Annotated in this window: 17 protein-coding genes and 1 pseudogene; 11 read left to right on the top strand and 7 right to left on the bottom strand. The window is 67.9% G+C overall.

The annotated features are described in order from the left end of the window. Positions 1 to 63: 63 nt before the first annotated feature. The 5 genes from AC3IFE_RS34130 to AC3IFE_RS34110 all read left to right on the top strand — a co-directional run bounded on the left by AC3IFE_RS34130 (position 64) and on the right by AC3IFE_RS34110 (position 5677). On the top strand, positions 64 to 1002 hold the full coding sequence (locus tag AC3IFE_RS34130; protein ID WP_089470162.1) for a helix-turn-helix domain-containing protein: 939 nt from the start codon (positions 64 to 66) through the stop codon (positions 1000 to 1002). Positions 1003 to 1174: 172 nt separating this feature from the next. Then, the gene (locus AC3IFE_RS34125; protein ID WP_089470161.1) at positions 1175 to 2383 is read left to right on the top strand and encodes a porin; all 1209 of its coding nucleotides are present in this window, start codon (positions 1175 to 1177) and stop codon (positions 2381 to 2383) included. Between the two features lie 288 nt (positions 2384 to 2671). Further along, the gene (locus AC3IFE_RS34120; RefSeq protein ID WP_089470160.1) at positions 2672 to 3910 is read left to right on the top strand and encodes an ABC transporter substrate-binding protein; all 1239 of its coding nucleotides are present in this window, start codon (positions 2672 to 2674) and stop codon (positions 3908 to 3910) included. A 40-nt stretch (positions 3911 to 3950) separates the two neighbouring features. Next, entirely contained in the window at positions 3951 to 4820 is an 870-nt protein-coding gene (locus AC3IFE_RS34115) for a carbohydrate ABC transporter permease (protein WP_089470159.1), read from the top strand. Further along, complete coding sequence (locus AC3IFE_RS34110; RefSeq protein WP_089470158.1) at positions 4817 to 5677, top strand: carbohydrate ABC transporter permease; 861 nt, start codon at positions 4817 to 4819, stop codon at positions 5675 to 5677. Before AC3IFE_RS34115 ends, AC3IFE_RS34110 begins: the two co-directional genes overlap by 4 nt. Before the next feature lie 32 nt (positions 5678 to 5709). On the opposite strand, the gene AC3IFE_RS34105 is transcribed toward AC3IFE_RS34110, so the two are convergent. Beyond that, positions 5710 to 6732 carry a LacI family DNA-binding transcriptional regulator gene (locus AC3IFE_RS34105; RefSeq protein WP_489194825.1) on the bottom strand — a complete coding sequence of 341 codons (1023 nt, stop codon included), beginning with the start codon at positions 6730 to 6732 and terminating at the stop codon, positions 5710 to 5712. A gap of 6 nt (positions 6733 to 6738) precedes the next feature. Between AC3IFE_RS34105 and AC3IFE_RS34100 the strand changes: the two genes are divergently transcribed. Further along, positions 6739 to 7659: a phosphatidylinositol-specific phospholipase C gene (locus AC3IFE_RS34100; RefSeq protein ID WP_179233527.1), complete on the top strand. Its 921-nt coding sequence runs from the start codon at positions 6739 to 6741 to the stop codon at positions 7657 to 7659. On the opposite strand, the pseudogene AC3IFE_RS34095 reads toward AC3IFE_RS34100, so the two are convergent. Both AC3IFE_RS34095 and AC3IFE_RS34090 read right to left on the bottom strand, forming a co-directional pair. Next, a pseudogene (locus AC3IFE_RS34095) lies at positions 7660 to 8616 on the bottom strand (alpha/beta hydrolase family protein). 159 nt (positions 8617 to 8775) lie between these two features. Further along, a complete protein-coding gene (locus AC3IFE_RS34090) occupies positions 8776 to 9387 on the bottom strand; it encodes a LysE family translocator (RefSeq protein ID WP_089470155.1) in 612 nt (203 codons plus the stop codon). 87 nt (positions 9388 to 9474) lie between these two features. Between AC3IFE_RS34090 and AC3IFE_RS34085 the strand changes: the two genes are divergently transcribed. Beyond that, positions 9475 to 10002: a GNAT family N-acetyltransferase gene (locus tag AC3IFE_RS34085; protein WP_089470154.1), complete on the top strand. Its 528-nt coding sequence runs from the start codon at positions 9475 to 9477 to the stop codon at positions 10000 to 10002. An 18-nt stretch (positions 10003 to 10020) separates the two neighbouring features. Here the strand turns inward: AC3IFE_RS34085 and AC3IFE_RS34080 are convergent, their stop codons facing one another. Together AC3IFE_RS34080 and AC3IFE_RS34075 are read right to left on the bottom strand one after the other, a co-directional pair. Then, positions 10021 to 11082 (bottom strand): alkene reductase, encoded by a 1062-nt coding sequence (locus AC3IFE_RS34080; RefSeq protein WP_089470153.1) that lies wholly within the window; start codon positions 11080 to 11082, stop codon positions 10021 to 10023. Positions 11083 to 11163: 81 nt separating this feature from the next. Further along, positions 11164 to 11472, bottom strand: coding sequence for an ArsR/SmtB family transcription factor (locus AC3IFE_RS34075; protein ID WP_011547377.1), 309 nt, complete (start codon positions 11470 to 11472; stop codon positions 11164 to 11166). A gap of 247 nt (positions 11473 to 11719) precedes the next feature. On the opposite strand from AC3IFE_RS34075, the gene AC3IFE_RS34070 reads away from it, so the two are divergent. Both AC3IFE_RS34070 and AC3IFE_RS34065 read left to right on the top strand, forming a co-directional pair. Beyond that, positions 11720 to 12430, top strand: coding sequence for an HAD family hydrolase (locus AC3IFE_RS34070; RefSeq protein WP_489194821.1), 711 nt, complete (start codon positions 11720 to 11722; stop codon positions 12428 to 12430). 85 nt (positions 12431 to 12515) lie between these two features. Beyond that, complete coding sequence (locus AC3IFE_RS34065; RefSeq protein ID WP_489194819.1) at positions 12516 to 13685, top strand: alpha/beta hydrolase; 1170 nt, start codon at positions 12516 to 12518, stop codon at positions 13683 to 13685. Between the two features lie 152 nt (positions 13686 to 13837). On the opposite strand, the gene AC3IFE_RS34060 is transcribed toward AC3IFE_RS34065, so the two are convergent. Both AC3IFE_RS34060 and AC3IFE_RS34055 read right to left on the bottom strand, forming a co-directional pair. Then, entirely contained in the window at positions 13838 to 14179 is a 342-nt protein-coding gene (locus AC3IFE_RS34060; protein ID WP_489194817.1) for a cupredoxin domain-containing protein, read from the bottom strand. 19 nt (positions 14180 to 14198) lie between these two features. Continuing rightward, the gene (locus tag AC3IFE_RS34055) at positions 14199 to 15143 is read right to left on the bottom strand and encodes a metallophosphoesterase family protein (protein WP_489194815.1); all 945 of its coding nucleotides are present in this window, start codon (positions 15141 to 15143) and stop codon (positions 14199 to 14201) included. A 254-nt stretch (positions 15144 to 15397) separates the two neighbouring features. On the opposite strand from AC3IFE_RS34055, the gene AC3IFE_RS34050 reads away from it, so the two are divergent. Together AC3IFE_RS34050 and AC3IFE_RS34045 are read left to right on the top strand one after the other, a co-directional pair. Then, complete coding sequence (locus tag AC3IFE_RS34050; protein WP_089470149.1) at positions 15398 to 15583, top strand: phosphate transporter; 186 nt, start codon at positions 15398 to 15400, stop codon at positions 15581 to 15583. 74 nt (positions 15584 to 15657) lie between these two features. Then, on the top strand, positions 15658 to 17409 hold the full coding sequence (locus AC3IFE_RS34045) for an ABC transporter permease (protein WP_489194812.1): 1752 nt from the start codon (positions 15658 to 15660) through the stop codon (positions 17407 to 17409). Positions 17410 to 17415: the final 6 nt, after the last annotated feature.

The raw sequence follows: 17415 nt of genomic DNA, 5'->3' as shown, positions 1-17415 counted from the left end.
CGATGCGTGCCGTGCGAACCCGGCGGCCGCATCCAGCACCCAAGGGTTTTACCGGAGACGCCGATGCTGTTCCAGTCACGCTCACACGAAGACGTGCACGATCACGGGCTCGCGATCGCGGGCTGGCATCAGGTGTACCGTCAGATGACGCCGGGCCGCTTCAAGGGCACCGTCACGCAGGTGCTGTACGACGATTTCCACTTCTTCCGCGAGACGACCAACCGCCGCGTCGCGCAAACCGGCCTCGCGCCGGCCGGTCGCACGTCGCTCGCGGTGCCGCTGTCCGTGCCGCTCGCGGGGACGTTCCAGGGCCAGCCGGTCGACGGCTATGCGCTGCTCGCGCTGCGCGCCGGCGAGGATTTCGAATTCCACACGCCGGAAGGGATGGGGCTCGTCGGGATCAGCGCGGCGTCCGACATGGTCGACGAGCTGTGCGAAGCCGAATTCGGCGCGGCCGCCGCGCGCAGGCTGCGGCACGTGACGCGGCTGTCCGACGCGCAGGGCGTCGCGCTCGGCGCGCGGCTGTCGGCGCTGATCGACGATGCGCAGCGCAACCCGGGTTGCCTCGAATATGCGGCCACCCGCAAGATGTTTCGCGACGCGATGCTCGGCATGTTCCTCGATGCGCTGGAACACGGCATCGACGTCGAGCGCCGCGACATCACGCACGCCACCTACAGCGATATCGTGAGCCGCTGCGAGAAGCATCTGCGCGAGCGGCCCGAAGAACCCGTCACCGTGCTCGAACTGTGCCGCGTACTGCGCTGCAGCCGCCGCACGCTGCAGACGAGCTTTCAACGCGTGGCCGACGTCACGCCGGTCGGCTACCTGCGCACGATCCGGCTGAACGCGGTGCGCCGCCTGCTGCGCACGACGTCGGCGCAGCAGCTCGGCGTCGGCGAAGCCGCCGCGAGCTGGGGGTTCACGCATCTCGGCTATTTCGCGCGCGAGTATCGCGACCTGTTCGGCGAGCTGCCGTCGCAAACCTTGCGTCCCGACTGACGCCTTCCCACCGTGGCGCCGCCGCCGGGCGCCGTCGTGTATTGCCCGTCCCCATCACGGTTTGCTGATTTGGGATAGAGGTCCGGAATTTTCGCTGGATAAAGTCCTGCCAACCCATATCGACAACACCGTCGGTTTGCACTGCCAACCGATGACCATTGAGGGGCGGGACATGAAGAACGGACGACGACTGGCCGCGGCCGCGGCCATGCTGGGCTGCCTGCACGCGCACGCGCAGACTTCGGGAAGCGTGACGCTGTACGGCACCGTGGACACCGGCATCATCTACTCGACGAACCAGCAGTTCACGCGCGCCGACGGCAGCACGGGCGGCGGCCATGCGTGGCAGATGGGCGGCGGCAACCTCGTGCCGTCGCGCTTCGGCTTCCAGGGCGCCGAGCCGCTCGGCGGCGGCCTCGATGCGGTATTCACGCTCGAGCAGCAATTCCTGTCCGCGAACGGGCAGGCGCTGCAGGGCGGCACCGCGTTCAGCCGGCAGGCCTGGGTCGGGCTGCGCCAGGACGGGATCGGCACGCTCGGCCTCGGCCGGCAATACGACTCGTACACCGACATGCTCGGCGCGTACGTATCGAGCAACAACTGGGCGACGCCGTACGGCTCGCATCTGGGCGACGTCGACAACCTGAATGCCGCGTTCAACTTCAACAACGCTGTGAAGTTCACCAGCGCCGATTTCAACGGCCTCACGTTCGGCGGCACGTTCAGCTTCGGCGGGCAGGCCGGCGATTTTTCCGCGAAGCGCGGCTATGCGGTGGCCGCGACGTACACGCGCTCGCCGGTGGCGTTCTCGGTCGGCTACCTCGACCTGCATCAGCCGCTCGACGCGGCGCTCGGCGGCGCGAGCGGCTATATCGGCGATTTCGCGTGCAGCAACCCGGGAGCGATGTATTGCCTGCTCCAGGATGCCGGCTCGATGCGCGCGTTCGGCGCGGGCGGGTCGGTCACGCTCGGGGCGGCGACGGTCGCGCTGACCTACACGCATACGCGCCTCGGCGACAGCCGCTATTTCTCCACCGCCGCGCAGCCGCGCACGCAGGCGTTCACGTTCGACATCGGCGAGCTGAACGTCACGTACATGTTCACGCCGGCATTGCAGGGCGGCGTCGCGTATATCTTCAACGCCGCGCATACGGACGGGCGCGGCACGACGCGCTTCCACCAGTTGAACGTCGGCACGAACTACAGCCTGTCGAAGCGCACCGCGCTGTATGCGGTCGCGATCGGCCAGATCGCGAGCGGCACGGGGCTCGGCACCGACGCGGACGGCAACGCGGCGAACTATGCGCAGATTCCGGTGCTCGTGAACAGCAATTCGAGCCGGCAACTGGCGGTGATGGCCGGGATTCGTGTGAACTTCTGACGCTGAATGCGGTTGGCGGCGGCACGCCGGTCGCGTGCCGCCGGCGCATGGAGGCGGCGACGGTCGGATGATGGAAAGCGATGTCTGAAAAAACCGTCCGTCTGCTCGACTGAACGGGCCTGGAGAGGGAATGCGTGCGTCAGGTCGCCCGGTTTTGCGGGTTGCCACAATACCTTCACGGTCTGCGTGAACAATGGCGACGCTTCAGGCGACCCGACGTGTCGCCGGCGTTGCACACGTGTGCAACGCATGACCGTTCCGCTCCACACGCCGATCGAGAGAGACCACATGACCCTGCTGAGTCGCCTGCGCGCGCTGTCCGCCGCCGTTGCGCTATCCGTTGTCGCCACGCACGCCTTCGCGGCGGATCTCGTCATCGCGGGCCGCGACGACATCTACGGCAAGGGGCTCGCCGACGCCGTCGCCGGCTTCACCAAGCTGCACCCGGGCACCGACATCGAATTGCTCAAGCTGCCGAACGCGAACCTGTACCAGAAGCTGAAGCTGTCGATGCGCGAAGGCACCGGCGCGTACGACCTCGTGATGATGGACGACACGTGGGCGCCCGAATTCATCGGCAACGGCTGGCTGAAGCCGCTGCCTGCGTCGCTCGCCGACGCCGATCTCGTGCCGTCCGCCGTCGCGCTCGGCCGCAACGCGGCGGGCGCGCTGTACGCGCTGCCGATCGTCGGCAACGTCGAGATGTTCGCGTACCGCAAGGATTTGCTCGCGAAGTACAAGCTGCAACCGCCGCGCAATTGGGACGACGTGCTGAAGATCGCGCGGACCGTCGGCGCCGCGGACAAGAGCGTGTCGGGCGTCGTGTTCCGCGGCACGAAGGGCAACCCGGTCGTCACGGGCTTCCTGCCGATCCTGTGGGCATACGGCGGCGACGTGTTCGACCGTGCCGGCAACGTGACGATCGATTCACGCGAAGCGCAGGCCGCGCTGAAGACGTTCCTCGCGCTGAAGGCGTTCGCGCCGAAGGACGTCGACGTGTACGGCGCGGCCGAAGTGCGCGACGCGCTGCAGCGCGGCACGGCCGCGCAGTCGATCGAGGTGTGGCCGGCTTGGGTGCCGGCGCTCGACGATCCGAAGCAGTCGCGCGTGGTCGGACAGATCGCGCTGCAGCCGCCGCCCGGGCAGACCGCGGGCCCGGCGCCGATGCTCGGCATCTGGCAGATGGGCATTCCGAAGGACGCGCCGCACGCGAAGCTCGCGCAGGACTTCCTCGCTTACCTGAGCTCGCGCGATACGCAGACGCGCCTCGCCGGCATCGGCATTCCGCCGACCCGCCGCAGCGTGTTCAACGATCCGGCGCTGGTGCGCCAGTACCGCTGGTATCCCGATCAACTGAAGGCGCTCGAGGCCGGCCGTGCGCGGCCGCGCGTGACCGACTGGCAGCAGGTCGAGAGCATTCTCGGCGACCAGTTGCAGCTCGCGCTGACGGGGCAGGCCGCGCCCGACGCCGCGCTGCGCCAGGCGCAGCAGAAGATCGCGCAGGCGACGGCCGCGGCCGGCAAGTGACCGCGCACGTCGACGTCGACCCGGTGACCGGAGGTCGCGCATGAAAGCCTTCGGCCGCAGCCTGCCGTTCGCCGCGCTGCTCGGGCCCGCGCTGCTGGTGCTCGCCGCGCTCGCGCTGTATCCGGTCGCGCAGGTGCTGATCGACTCGTTCTGCCGGGTCGATTATTCGGCGGGCCATCGCGCGTTCGCGGGGCTCGCGAACTATCGCGCGGTGCTCGGCGACGACGCGTTTACGGCCGGCTTCGGCAACACGCTGCGTTTCACGATCGTCGCGTCGCTGGCCGAAGTCGCGCTCGGCTTCGGCCTCGCGCTGCTGTTCGTGCGCGCGTTTCCGGGCCGGCGCATCGCGCTGCCGCTCGCGATCCTGCCGATGATGCTGTCCACGCTCGTGTGCTCGGCGATCTGGCGCAACTGGCTGAACTTCGACGGGTTCCTGAACGCGCTGCTCGCCGCGTTCGGCATCGAAGGCGTGCGCTGGCTGTCCGATCCGCATCTCGCGCTGTGGTCGCTCGCGCTCGTTGACGTGTGGCAGTGGACGCCGATGGCGTTCCTGATCGTGCTGGCCGGGCTGCAATCGATCCCGCAGGAGCTGTACGAAGCCGCGCGCACCGACGGCGCGAGCGAGTGGCAGTGCCTGCGCGACGTCACGCTGCCGCTCGCGGCCCCGCAGATCGGCCTCGCGCTGCTGCTGCGCTCGATCGACACGTTCAAGCTGTTCGACAAGGTCTATGCGCTGACGGGCGGCGGCCCCGGCAATGCGACGCAGACGCTGTCGACCTATATCTACGACACGGGCTTCCGCTTCTTCAACGTCGGGCCGGCGAGTGCCGCGTCGGTGCTGATGCTCGCGGCGTCCGCGCTGCTGGTCTCGGGGTACGTATGGCAGACGGTTCGCAAGCGGCGCGCATGACGACGCAAGCCGCAGGCATCTCTCGCGCACGAACGGGCGCTGCATTCGGTCACGCGGTGCCATGGGCACTGCGCGTCGTCGCGCTCGCCCTGTTGCTGTTGCCGTGCCTGTGGATGGCCGGCGCGGCCTTCATGCCGACGCTCGAACGTCTCGATCATCCGTTGCGGATCTGGCCGGCCGCGCCGACGCTCGCGCATTTTGCGTCGGTATGGTCGAACGGCATCGGCGCGCCGCTGTTCAATTCGCTGCTGGTCGGCTTCGGCACGACGCTGCTCGCGCTGGCGCTCGCGTTTCCGGCCGCGTATGCGCTCGTGCGGCTGCGGTTTCCGGCGCGGCTCGACCTGCTGTTCCTGATGCTCGTGCTGGCGTTGAAGCTGATGCCGCCGATCACGATCGCGGTGCCGCTGTTCGCGCTCGCGAAGCGGCTGCACCTGCTCGATTCGACGCTCGGCCTGATGCTCGCGTACCAGATCTACGCGTTGCCGATGGCGATCTGGATGCTGCTCGCGTTCGTGCGCGACGTGCCGATCGAATACGAGGAAGCGGCGTGCATCGACGGCGCGGGGCTCGCGCGGCGGCTCGTGCAGATCGTGCTGCCGCTGTGCGCGCCGGGCCTGATCGCGACCGCGATTTTCGTGTTCATCGCGGCGTGGAACGAATTCCTGATCGCGCTGCTGTTCGTGTCGACGCCGAGCCGCTTCACGCTGCCGCTCGCGATCGCCGGCTACGTGACGGAGAACGGCATCGACTGGGGCGACCTGATGAGCGCGGGGCTGATCGCGTCGCTGCCGGCGCTGGCCGTGGCCGGTTATGTGCAGCGCTACCTGTTGCGCGGGTTCGCGGGCGGGCTGAAGTGACGCGCGGCTTGGCCGCGTCCCGTCCTGCGTCGTCACGCGCAACTGTCGCGCACCACCTGCGTGACCGGCACCACGCGCGTGCGCGACGGGCCGTCGAACGTCTGCATCCGGTCGGCGAGCAGGTCGATCGCCGCGTGCGCGAGGCCGCGCGTGTCCTGCCGCAGCGTCGTCAGCCGATACGCATCGTATTCGGCGGCGGGAATATCGTCGAAGCCGATCACGCGCAGGTCGTCCGGCACGCACAAGCCGAATTCGCGACGCGCGACGTCGATCACGCCGAGCGCGAGCAGGTCGGACGAGCAGAACACGCCGTCGGGCCGCTCGCCGGTCGCGAACAGTTGCCGCGCGGCGTCGACGCCGCTGGCGTGGGTGTCGGACGGTGTATCGAGCACGCGTACGAGCGTCGCGTCGGAGGCGTCGCGTGGCCCGAGCGCTTGCTCGAACGCCGCGGCGCGCGAACGCGCGCTGTAGCTGGTGCCGCGCGGCCCGACGAACGCGAGCCGGCGCGCGCCGGCCTGCACGAGCCGCTGCGCGGCGCAGGTGGCGGCCGCCGCGTTGTCGCTGACGACCACATCCGCACCCGGCAGGTTCGCTTCGCGGTTGATCATCACGACCGGGATCCGGTGTTCGAGATACTGTTGCGCGACCGACAGCGGTGGCGACGCGGACGTCATCACGAGCCCCGCGATCCGGTAGCTGAGCAGTTGTTCGAGCGATTGCCGAACCTGGCGCGGATCCTCCGCATTGGTCACGAGCGGCGTGAGCGCGCGCTGCCCGAGCACGGCCATCAGGTCCGACAGCAGCCGCGCGCGAAACGGGTTCTCGAATCCAGCCGTCACGACGCCGATCATGCTGCTGCGCTGCGTGATCATGTCGCGCGCGATGAGGTTGACCTGATAGCCCAGCGCACGCGCGGCGACTATCACGCGTTCGCGCGTTTGCGGCGCGATGCTTGCCGTCGGCGAGAACGCGCGCGACACTGCAGAGCGCGAGACGCCGGCCCGCGCCGCGACATCCGACGCCGTCACCCACGGTTTTCTTTCCTTGTCATTCATCGATTCATGATCCCTTCGCGCCACGATACGTGCATGCCGCCTGCCGACTGGATGTCGGCGCTCGACGACGCGCGGCCGCTGCATACGCTGACCCTACCGGGCAGCCATGACACCTGTGCGTATACGGTCGACGATTTACTCGTGCGCACGCAGCGTGCGCCGCTCGATGCGCAGCTCGCCCATGGCGTGCGGCTGCTCGACATCCGCTGCCGGCACGTGCGCGATGCGTTCGACATCCATCACGGCGGCATCGCGCTCGGCATGACGTTCGACGACGTGCTGGCCACCTGTACGCGCTTTCTCGAAGCGCATCCGCGCGAATGCATCGTGATGTCGGTGAAGGACGAGTGGCCGGCGCATGCGTGCACGCGCGGTTTCGATGCGACGTTCGATGCGCATCGCGCGCGGCATCCGCGGTTGCGCTGGCATGCCGGCGGCACGCTGCCCGCGCTCGGCGACGTGCGCGGCGCGGTCGTGTTGTTGCGGCGCTTTCGCAGCGGCCGGCCGCTCGGCATCGACCTGACCGCGTGGCCCGACAACGCGACGTTTACGATCGACCATCCGGACGGCGCATTCGTGATTCAGGACGAATATCGCGTGCCGGTGGCCGCGTCGATTGCGTGGAAGTGGCGCGCGATCGACGCGCTGCTGACGCATCTGCCGCTGCCGGACAGCGGCCGCTGGGCAATCAATTTCTGCAGCGGTACGGGGATGGGCGCGAATCCGTCGGTGGTCGCCCGTGGGGATGGCCGCGTGCAGGGCATTCATGCGCGACTGGCCGAACGCTTGCGCGAGCAGCCCGGCCCGTACGGTGCGATGCTGCTCGATTTCTGCGATGACGACGACTGGGCGTTGGTGCGTGCGTTGATCGAATGCAACGACTACACGCCGGAGCAGGGTGTCTGGCGCAAGGCGTTTCGCTGTTAGTCAGCGAAGATTCGCGTTGAAGAACGCGAGTGCTTGGGCGTCGAACGTCTGGTGAAAGGCGACGCGATCGAATCCGTTCGCATCGACGCACACGCGTGGCGATATTCGTTTCAATGCGTCGGAACACGGCGCGACGAACGCGAAATGCGCGGCGTTCCGGACCACGTGGAACTCCGGCCGCCGTGGCAACAGGCCGGCCAGCGCGGGGACGGTGGCCGGTTCGACGCCGTCGCCCCCTTCTTCCGAGGCCCAGAGCTGGATCGGTGCCCGGACGTTCTTCACCGTGTCGGCGGCCGGGAATTCGTCGAGCGGATCGGCCAGCACGTAGGCCTTGATACGCGGATCGCGGGCCGGGGTGGGAAGAACGAGGTCCCGGTCGCGAATCTATCGGCAGATCAGCCAGGTCGGGTCCGTGCACGCGACCGGCGCATGCACGTAATCGGGATTGCCGCCGGCCAGCACCAGCCCGGTATAGCCGCCGCGCGAAAAACCGAAGAAGCCGATCCGGGCGGGATCGATTCGCGCGGCGTCGGCCGAGCGGGCGAGCATGTAGTCGACCAGGCGCTCGATGTCGACGGGGCGTTCGACGAACTCGTGAATGTCGTCCGCGCGGCTCATGTCGAGCGCGGTGTCGCCGGGATGGTTGATGGCCGCGACCACGTAGCCCGCATCGGCGAGCGTTTGCGCAAGATCGTGATGGCCGAGAAGCGTGCCGCCATGCCCGTGCGAGATCACGACGAGCGGCAGCTTGTCACCGACGGTCGGGCAGTCGCGCCGTCCTTTCAATTCGAAAGGACCGATCGTGAGCGTCTGGGCGGCATCCGCGCAGGGTGTCCACACGGCCGCCTTCAGTTCGGGGCCGATCGCATCGGCCGGGATCCGGACGAACTTGACACCGGCCGCGTGCGCGATCGTGGCGGACAGGCAGAGCAGGACAGCCGACAGCCAGCTTTTCATGTTGAATCCCTCCAGGGGCATGACTGGATCGCTGCTGCGGATCGTCGGCCGGGCCAGCGCGCGGGGACTCCGGAATCGATAGTGCGGCGAGTGGGGCTGGAGTTCGCACGGGCGGTGACATCACGGGCGGCAGGCGTTGGCGTCGTGCGGCCCGCCGGACTACCGCGTCGCGATCGCCACCGCCGCGCCGGCCATCGCGGTCGCGCTCGTGCGGTTCGCGATCCGCTTTGCGCGCGCCGACGTCAGGAAGGCGCGGGCTCGCGACGCGAGCAGCGACCAGAAACAGTCGGCCAGGATCAGCACCGCGAGCATCGTGCCGACCAGTTCGGCCCACGCGCCGACGCCGACGTGCGTGAGATCGACGATGGTCGGCAGCAGCGCGAGATAGAAGATCATGATCTTCGGATTGCCGAGCGTGACCAGCATGCCGGCGACGAACATGCGCCACGGCGACTGGCCGCGCGGCAGGTCGTCCGCATCCGTGCCGGTCGGCGCGGTCCACATCTTCCACGCGAGGAACAGCAGGTACGCGACGCCGAGCAGCTTCAGCACGGTCAGGCCGGTCGCGAACGTGTGCGCGAATGCCGACAGCCCCGCGACCGCGAGCGTGAGCCACAGCGCTTCGCCGAGCCACATGGCCGCGAGGAACGGCAGCACGTCGCGCACGCCGTTCGTCAGCACGCGCGCGACGAGCGCGGCGACGCTCGGGCCGGGCGTGCCGGCGGTGACGAGCAGGGCGAAGGCGAAGACGGCGAGTGCGGACAACGTCATGGCAAGCCTCGTAGGTAGGGCGTTCGAAACGTCTGAAGTTTCGATTATAGTGACGGCCGTTCCAGACTGCCTGCCTGAATTGCCGTCATGCCTGCATCGATCCTGATTCGTCCCGCCACGCGTGAAGACGCGGCCGCGATGGCCGCCGTGGAAGTCGCCGCCGCGCAGCGGTTTCGCGAGATCGGCATGGCCGACATCGCCGACGGCGAGCCGACCGATGCGGCTGCCGTGCTCGAGCGCATCGACGGGGGCCGCGCGTATGTGGCGGTCGATCCGCCACGCACGTGCGTAGGGTTCGCGTTCTACCGGCTGCTCGATGCGCGGCGGCTGTATCTGGAGGAACTGGACGTCGCGCCGTCGCATGCCGGACAGCGGATCGGCGCGCGCCTGATCGAGCAGGTGAGGGCGCGGGCGGCGCGGGAGCACGTCGAGCAGGTGGTGCTGTCGACGTTTCGCGACGCGCCGTGGAACGCGCCGTATTACGCGCGCCTCGGTTTCCGGATCATCGACGATGCAGCGCTCGACGACGCGCTGCGTGCGATCCGCGCGCACCACGTCGCGCTGGGTCTCGATGAAACGCGGCGCGTGTTCATGCGGGCGGACGTGCACGCCTGAACCCGCGCCGTTCCATCGTCAGGCCGCGTCGCTCAAGGCCGGGTAGTCGGTGTAGCCCGTTTCGCCTTTCGCGTAGAACGTCTCCGGCACCGGCTGGTTGAGCGGCGCGCCGATTTCGAGGCGGCGCGGCAGGTCCGGGTTCGCGATGAACAGCTTGCCCCAGGCGATCGCGTCGGCGCTGCCGTTCGCGAGCGCGGCCTGCGCGGTGTCGAGCGTGAACTGCTCGTTCGCGATCAGCGGGCCGCCGAACGCTTCCTTCAGACGCGGGCTCAACTGGTCGCCCGAATACGATTCGCGCGTGAAGATGAACGCGATCTTGCGACGGCCGAGTTCGCGCGCGACATAGCCGAACGTGGCTGCCGGATCGGAATCGCCCATCGTATGCGCGTCGCCGCGCGGGGCGAGGTGCACGCCGACCCGGCCGGCGCCCCACACGTCGATCGCCGCGTCGACCACTTCGAGCAGCAGGCGCGCGCGATGCTCGATCGGGCCGCCGTATGCGTCGGTGCGGCGGTTGGTGCTGTCCTGCAGGAACTGGTCGAGCAGGTAGCCGTTCGCGCCGTGAATTTCCACGCCGTCGAAGCCGGCTGCCTTCGCGTTCTCGGCGCCCTTGCGGTACGCGGCGACGATGCCCGGAATTTCGTCGAGTTCGAGTGCGCGCGGCGTCACGAACGGACGTGGCGGACGCACGAGGCTGACGGTGCCGCCCGCGGCGATCGCGCTCGGCGCGACCGGCAGGTCGCCGTTCAGGAACATCGGATCGGAGATCCGGCCGACGTGCCACAGTTGCAGCACGATGCGCCCGCCGGCCGCGTGCACGGCCTGCGTGATCCGCTTCCAGCCCTCGACCTGCTCGTCGGACCAGATGCCCGGCGTGTCGGCATAGCCGACGCCTTGCGGCGTGACCGACGTCGCTTCGGTAATGATCAGGCCGGCCGACGCGCGCTCGGCGTAGTAACGCGCCATCAGCGCGTTCGGCACGCGCGCCGCGCCCGCACGGGAGCGGGTGAGCGGCGCCATCACGATGCGGTTGGGCAGGGTCAGGTCGCCGAGGGTAACGGGATCGAACAGCGTGGGCATGGCAAATAACCTCTTCACGAAAGGCGGGGAAGCCTGCGCGTCATGCGCGATGGCGCCCCGCATGGCCGGTTCGGCCGTTGGCTAGAGTTCGCGGCGCAGGGCGTCGAGAAATGCGTCGATGACGGCCTCGTTGCGCTGGAAGAACGCCCACTGGCCGATCCGCGTCGACGTCACGAGCCCCGCGCGCTGCAGCGTCGCGAGGTGCGCGGAGACGGTCGACTGCGACAGCCCGCAGCGCGCGTCGATCTGGCCCGCGCAGACGCCGTGTTCGTACGGCAGCGTCTGTTGCGGAAAATGCTCGCCGGGCGTTTTCAGCCAGACGAGGATCTCCCGGCGCACGGGGTTCGAGAGCGCTTTCAGGATCGCGTCGATGTCGAGTTCGGTCGGCATGGAAGACTGGGTGTTTCGATCGGGCAAACGAGTATCGTCGATGGGCGAATCTTATATCGTATTTTGACGATATGCTCGAAAGCACTGCCGGCAATGGGGTTGATAGAAAGCCGTCATCTCGGGGCCGGATGAGCGGCGACGTGAGCCGACGTCGACGGAACCGGCGCTTTCAGTTCGTCTTGCCGGCAATCTCACCCGCCGCCCGCGTAACATACGTGGCGTCGTGCTTGATTCATTGAGTCCTTTCATGTCTGTCCGGGCCGTCATATTCGATTTCGACCTGACGCTCGCGGATTCGTCCGCCGCGATCGTCGCGTGCACCGAGTACGCGTTGCATCAACTCGGCGCCGCTGGCTCCGTGCCCGCGCAGATCGGCGCCGTGATCGGGCTGCCGCTGCCGGACATGTTCCGTGCGTTGACGGGCGAAACCGGCGCGGCGCGGGCCGATGCGTTCGCGCGGCACTTCGTCGCGCGCGCCGACGAGATCATGGTGCCCGGCACGCGGATCTATCCCGAAGTGCCGCCGCTGCTCACGGCGTTGCGCGAGCAAGGGCTCGCCGTCGCGATCGTGTCGTCGAAGTTTCGCTACCGGATCGAGGCGATCCTCGAGCGCAACGGCTTGCAATCGCTGGTCGACGTGCTGATCGGCGGGGAAGACGTGCAGCGCCACAAGCCGGACCCGGAAGGGCTCGTGCAGGCGCTGGCGCGGCTGGGCTTGCCTGCTGCCGCGGCAATCTACGTCGGCGACCATGCGGTGGACGCACTGGCAGCCGAGCGTGCCGGCGTGCCGTTCGTCGGCGCGGTGAGCGGCATGACGTCGTTCGACGCGTGGGCGCGCGTCGGCAAGCGCGCGGTGCCGACGCATATCGGCGAACTGGCCGGGATCGTGCAGCAGATGCGGTGCCGGTCGGGCGAAGGGTGCGTCGACGCCGAACGCGGTGCGCAGCCGGCCGGCTGACCGGTTGTTCGCCACGGACCGGCGGCGCGCGACGGATTCTGCGACCATCGCCGTTCAAGTCATATCTGCCACCCGAGCCGCCGCCATGTCCGTCTTCTCCGTCGCGTTTGCCCGTCTCCGACGCTCGTGTGCGCTGCCGGCCACGCGTACCCTGTCATATGCCGTTCCGTTCGCGGTAGCCTGCGCCGCCGCGTGCACGCTGGCCGGCGCGCAGCCGGCCGAAGCCGCCACGGCCACGCAGCGCGAACGTCTCGAAGCGCCGGTCAAGGCCGTCGCCGATCAGCGCATGGCCGTCGATACGCCGCAGGGCAGCGCGATGCTGCCGGTCTACGCCGACCATCCACTCGACCGGGCCGCGCCCGACGTCACGCGCGTGTTCATCGTGATTCACGGCACGCTGCGTAATGCCGATGCGTACTACGCATCGGGGCGCGCAGTCGTCGCAAAGGCCGGTGCGGCCGGCGCGGGCACGATGGTGGTCGCGCCGCAATTCCTGACACGCGCCGACGTGCGCGCGTTTTCGTTGCCCGCATCGACGCTCGCGTGGACGCAGGAAGGATGGAAGGGCGGCGAACCGGCACGCCGGCCGGGCCCGATCAGCTCGTTCTCGGCGCTCGACGCGTTGCTCGCGCATTTCGCCGACCGCGGCCGGTACCCGTCGTTATCCTCGGTCGTCATGATTGGCCACTCCGCCGGCGCACAATTGCTGCAGCGTTATGCCGTGGCCGGGCGGGAAGGCGACGCGCTCGCGCGTACCGGCATTGCCGTGCGCTACGTGGTCGCGAACCCGTCGAGTTACCTGTATTTCGACGACGAACGACCGAATGCCGAAGCACTGGCCGGCGGCCTCTGCCCGCGCGCGACCGAATGGAAGTACGGGTTGAAGTCGGCGCCGCCTTACGTTGCGTCGCAGGACGTGCGCGATCTCGAGACGCGCTACGTCGCGCGCCATGTCGTGTACCTGCTCGGGCAGGCCGACACGAATCCATACACGCATTTCATCGACCGTTCATGCGCGGCGATGGCGCAGGGGCCGTACCGGCTGGCGCGCGGGCTCGCCTATTTCGATTACCTGAAGAAGCGGCATCCGGACGATCTCGCGCAGCAGGTCGTCGAAGTGCCGGGTGTCGGGCATGACGGTCTCGGCATGTTCACGTCCGCTTGCGGGCTGGCCGTGCTGTTCGGGCACACGTTGCCGCAGTCGTGTCCGGTCGTTGCCGGCACCGCGCCGGACCTGCGCGCAGCGGGGCAGTGAGGCTGCATGCAAGGCCCGCCCGCGACGAACGTCGATCGACCGGAAAATGCAGGAATCATAGGCGGCGCCGCGTGCGTCGCGGGCGAGGGGGGCGACGGTCATTGAAGGCGGCAGCCGCCCGTCGTTCGCCCGCGCGTTCGTGGCGAGCCGCGTCATTCGACGGTGATCGTCTCCTTCATGTACGGATGAATCCCGCAGAACACCTTGTAGACGCCCGGCTTGTCGAAGCGGAACGAATATGTTTCGTCCTGGTCGAGCGCCTTCGAATGAAAGATGCCGGCGTCGTTGACGACGGTATGCGGCTCCGCGTCGAGGTTCTTCCACGTGATCGTCGTGCCGGCCTTGATCGTGGTCGACATCGGCGAGAACATGAAATTGCGGATCGTCACGAGCGGGCCGGCCGGGCCTTGCGCGAACGCGGCGGGCGACGTGCCGGCGGCCGCGCCGCACAGCATCAGCACCGCGAGGATTCGAGAGGGATTGAAGCAGATCATATCGGTCTCCTCATATTTGTCACGCGAGCGTCGCGTCGTGCAGCGACGACGCAACCGGATGGCCGGTGAATTCGACGGTCGTCACGCCGAGCATCGACGGCAGCCGGTCGTGCGGCACCGTGAGCGGCACGGGGCCTGGCCCGTTGCCGGCCGTCGGCTGCGGGAACGCGGTCGAGCGGGCGGTATGAAACGTCACGTTGCCCTCGACCTTCGACACGATCTGGTGGATGTGCCCGTTCAGCACGGTGACCGAGCCGAAGCGGCGCAGCAGCGCCATCGTCTGCGGCGCGTCGCCGGTGCCCCAGCCCCACGGTTCGTAGATGGTCCACATCGGCATGTGCGAGAACACGACGATCGGCGTGCTCGACGAGCGGCCTTTCAGGTCCTGCGCGAGCCACGCAAGCTGTTCGTCGCCGAAGCTGCCGAGCCCGTTCGGCTTGAAGTGCATCACGTTGACGAGCGCGATGAAGTGCACGCCCGCGTGATCGAAGCTGTAATAGCCGCGATTATCCGACGCCTTGCCGAACCGGCCGAAATATTTGGCGCCCGAACCGTCGGTGACGTCGTGTTCGCCGGGCACCGTGTGCAGTTCCGGCACGCGCAGCGCGGACAGCAATTGCGACGCGTGGTCGAATTCCTCCGGCTTGGACAGATGCGTGATGTCGCCGGTGTGGATCGCCAGCGCGGGCAGCGCGGGCATCCCGTTGACGAGATCGATCGTCTGCTTCAGCGTGGCCGACACGTCGGGATTCGCGGCCTTGTTGAAGCCGATGTGCGTATCGCTGATCTGCACGAACAGCGGCCGGCCCGCGTCGGCCGGGCGCGCATCGCCGGTCTGCGCGAGCGCGAGGTCGAACGGGGCGAGGATGCCGCCCGACAGCGTGAACAGCGTGCCGAGCCCGCCGAAGGCCATGCACTGCAGGGCCTTGCGGCGCGACGGGCGGGTGGGGGTCGATGAAGACATGTCAGCCTCGCATTCGTGTGACGAAACCGGACGGCCGGATCGTCCTGGAATAAGCCGGCGCCTTCGTCTGCAATACCGGCGAAGCGGCGGATTTATTCCCGATCGTTGCGAGATCGAACCTCCGTGCGGGCAGCCGACGGCGCGATGCGCGACGCCCGCCGGATGACCCGTCAATGTCCTGTAAGTGACACGTCACATTTGCGTCACGGCCGCCCGATAGCCTCCCACTCCGAATCATCTCTCCGGAGCCCTTCATGGCGAACCTCGCGGCAACGGACACGGGCGGTGCGGTCGGTCGCCGCATGCGCACCTTGGGCCTCGTGCTGTCTTTTCCGATCATTGCCTGCGGCATCGTCCCTGTCGGCAGTCATCCCGGTGCCCGCCTCCGCCTCGTCAAGGAAGGCTCGGTGCTGCCGCTCGCACTGCACGGGCAGTCCTGATTCGCCCCGCGGCTGCGCGGCACGCGTCCGGACCCATCGATTTTTAATTCAACACAAGACACAAGACGCTACCGATGGATATCCGTTTCTTCGATCCGAATCGCACCGCCAACGCGTCCGCGTGGCGCGTGCTGCCCAACCGCTGGGACGCGGTCGCGTTTCCGCTGATCATCGGCATACTCGCGATGGCGATCGTCGGTTTTCACGAGACGATGGCGCCGATCGGCGTGCTGCAGACGCAGAAGATCTCGCTCGATCCGTCGAACCTCCCCGAATATGCGCTGCGCACCACGCTGCGGATGCTCGCCGCGATGGTCGCGTCGCTCGCGTTCACGCTCGTCTACGGCACGCTCGCCGCGAAAAGCCGCCGTGCGGGCATGGTGCTGATCCCGATCCTCGACATCCTGCAATCGGTGCCGGTGCTCGGCTATATCTCGTTTACGGTCACGTTCTTCCTCGCGCTGTTTCCGGGGCGCGTGCTCGGCGCCGAACTAGCCGCGATCTTCGCGATCTTCACGAGCCAGGCGTGGAACATGACGTTCAGCTTCTACCAGTCGCTGCGCACGGTGCCGCGCGACCTGAGCGAAGTGTCGCGCGGTTTCCACCTGACGCCGTGGCAGCGCTTCTGGAAGCTCGAAGTGCCGTTCTCGATGCCGGGCCTGATCTGGAACATGATGATGTCGATGTCGGGCGGCTGGTTCTTCGTCGTCGCGTCGGAGGCGATCACCGTCGGCAACCAGACGATCACGCTGCCGGGCATCGGCGCGTATCTCGCGCAGGCGATCTCCGACAAGAATCTCGGCGCGGTCGGCTGGGTGATCGTCGCGATGTCGGTCGTGATCCTCGCCTACGACCAGTTCCTGTTCCGCCCGCTCGTCGCGTGGGCGGACAAGTTCCGGATGGAGAACACCGCGTCGGGCGACGCGCCGCAATCGTGGCTGCTCGACATGATGCGCCGCACGCACCTGATCCATCAGTTGCTCGTGCCGGCCGGCTGGCTGCTGTCGCAGGCCGCGCGGGTTCCACTGCGCGTGCCGTCGCCGGGTACGCGCGCGCGCCGCGCATCGTCGCCTCGTTCGTCGCGCATCGGCGACATCGCGTGGGCCGCGTTCGTGATTGTGCTGACGGCGTACGTCGCGTGGCGCGTCGTCAGCTTCGTCGCGACCGGCGTGACGATGGCCGAGGTCGGCCACGTGCTCGTGCTCGGGCTCATCACGCTGCTGCGCGTGCTGGTGCTGATCGCGATCGCATCGGTGATCTGGGTGCCGCTCGGCGTGCTGATCGGATTGCGCCCTAAGCTGGCCGAGAAGATCCAGCCGCTCGCGCAGTTCCTTGCCGCGTTCCCGGCGAACCTGCTGTTTCCGGTGTTCGTGATCGTGATCGTCCACTTCCACCTGAACGCGGACATCTGGCTGTCGCCGCTGATCGTGCTCGGCACGCAGTGGTACATCCTGTTCAACGTGATCGCCGGCGCGATGTCCTATCCGAACGATTACAAGGAAGCGACGAAGAATTTCCGCATCCGCGGCTGGCAGTGGTGGCGCCAGGCGATGCTGCCCGGCATCTTCCCGTACTACGTGACCGGCGCGATCACGGCGTCGGGCGGCGCGTGGAACGCGAGCATCGTGTCCGAGTTCGTGCAGTGGGGCGACACGAAGGTCGTCGCGCACGGCCTGGGCTCGTATATCGCGCAAACGACCGCCGCCGGCGATTTCCCGAAGATCATCCTGGGCATCGCCGTGATGTCCCTGTTCGTTACCTTGTTCAACCGCCTGCTGTGGCGTCCGATGTACGCCTATGCGGAATCCCGGCTCCGTCTCGATTGAGAGTAA

The sequence above is a fragment of the Burkholderia sp. APQ4-4ca genome (assembly GCF_057837105.1).
This window is presented reverse-complemented; position numbering and strand designations above follow the sequence as displayed.

Bases quoted from the DNA above. Each gene is read 5' to 3' on its own strand.
- AC3IFE_RS34080 (WP_089470153.1), bottom strand. From the start codon at position 11,082: ATGCCCACGCTGTTCGATCCCGTTACCCTCGGCGACCTGACCCTGCCC.
- AC3IFE_RS34105 (WP_489194825.1), bottom strand. From the start codon at position 6,732: ATGAATGACAAGGAAAGAAAACCGTGGGTGACGGCGTCGGATGTCGCG.
- AC3IFE_RS34055 (WP_489194815.1), bottom strand. From the start codon at position 15,143: ATGTCTTCATCGACCCCCACCCGCCCGTCGCGCCGCAAGGCCCTGCAG.
- AC3IFE_RS34060 (WP_489194817.1), bottom strand. From the start codon at position 14,179: ATGATCTGCTTCAATCCCTCTCGAATCCTCGCGGTGCTGATGCTGTGC.
- AC3IFE_RS34045 (WP_489194812.1), top strand. From the start codon at position 15,658: ATGGATATCCGTTTCTTCGATCCGAATCGCACCGCCAACGCGTCCGCG.
- AC3IFE_RS34130 (WP_089470162.1), top strand. From the start codon at position 64: ATGCTGTTCCAGTCACGCTCACACGAAGACGTGCACGATCACGGGCTC.
- AC3IFE_RS34085 (WP_089470154.1), top strand. From the start codon at position 9,475: ATGCCTGCATCGATCCTGATTCGTCCCGCCACGCGTGAAGACGCGGCC.
- AC3IFE_RS34100 (WP_179233527.1), top strand. From the start codon at position 6,739: ATGATCCCTTCGCGCCACGATACGTGCATGCCGCCTGCCGACTGGATG.
- AC3IFE_RS34120 (WP_089470160.1), top strand. From the start codon at position 2,672: ATGACCCTGCTGAGTCGCCTGCGCGCGCTGTCCGCCGCCGTTGCGCTA.
- AC3IFE_RS34090 (WP_089470155.1), bottom strand. From the start codon at position 9,387: ATGACGTTGTCCGCACTCGCCGTCTTCGCCTTCGCCCTGCTCGTCACC.
- AC3IFE_RS34125 (WP_089470161.1), top strand. From the start codon at position 1,175: ATGAAGAACGGACGACGACTGGCCGCGGCCGCGGCCATGCTGGGCTGC.
- AC3IFE_RS34110 (WP_089470158.1), top strand. From the start codon at position 4,817: ATGACGACGCAAGCCGCAGGCATCTCTCGCGCACGAACGGGCGCTGCA.
- AC3IFE_RS34050 (WP_089470149.1), top strand. From the start codon at position 15,398: ATGGCGAACCTCGCGGCAACGGACACGGGCGGTGCGGTCGGTCGCCGC.
- AC3IFE_RS34075 (WP_011547377.1), bottom strand. From the start codon at position 11,472: ATGCCGACCGAACTCGACATCGACGCGATCCTGAAAGCGCTCTCGAAC.
- AC3IFE_RS34070 (WP_489194821.1), top strand. From the start codon at position 11,720: ATGTCTGTCCGGGCCGTCATATTCGATTTCGACCTGACGCTCGCGGAT.
- AC3IFE_RS34065 (WP_489194819.1), top strand. From the start codon at position 12,516: ATGTCCGTCTTCTCCGTCGCGTTTGCCCGTCTCCGACGCTCGTGTGCG.
- AC3IFE_RS34115 (WP_089470159.1), top strand. From the start codon at position 3,951: ATGAAAGCCTTCGGCCGCAGCCTGCCGTTCGCCGCGCTGCTCGGGCCC.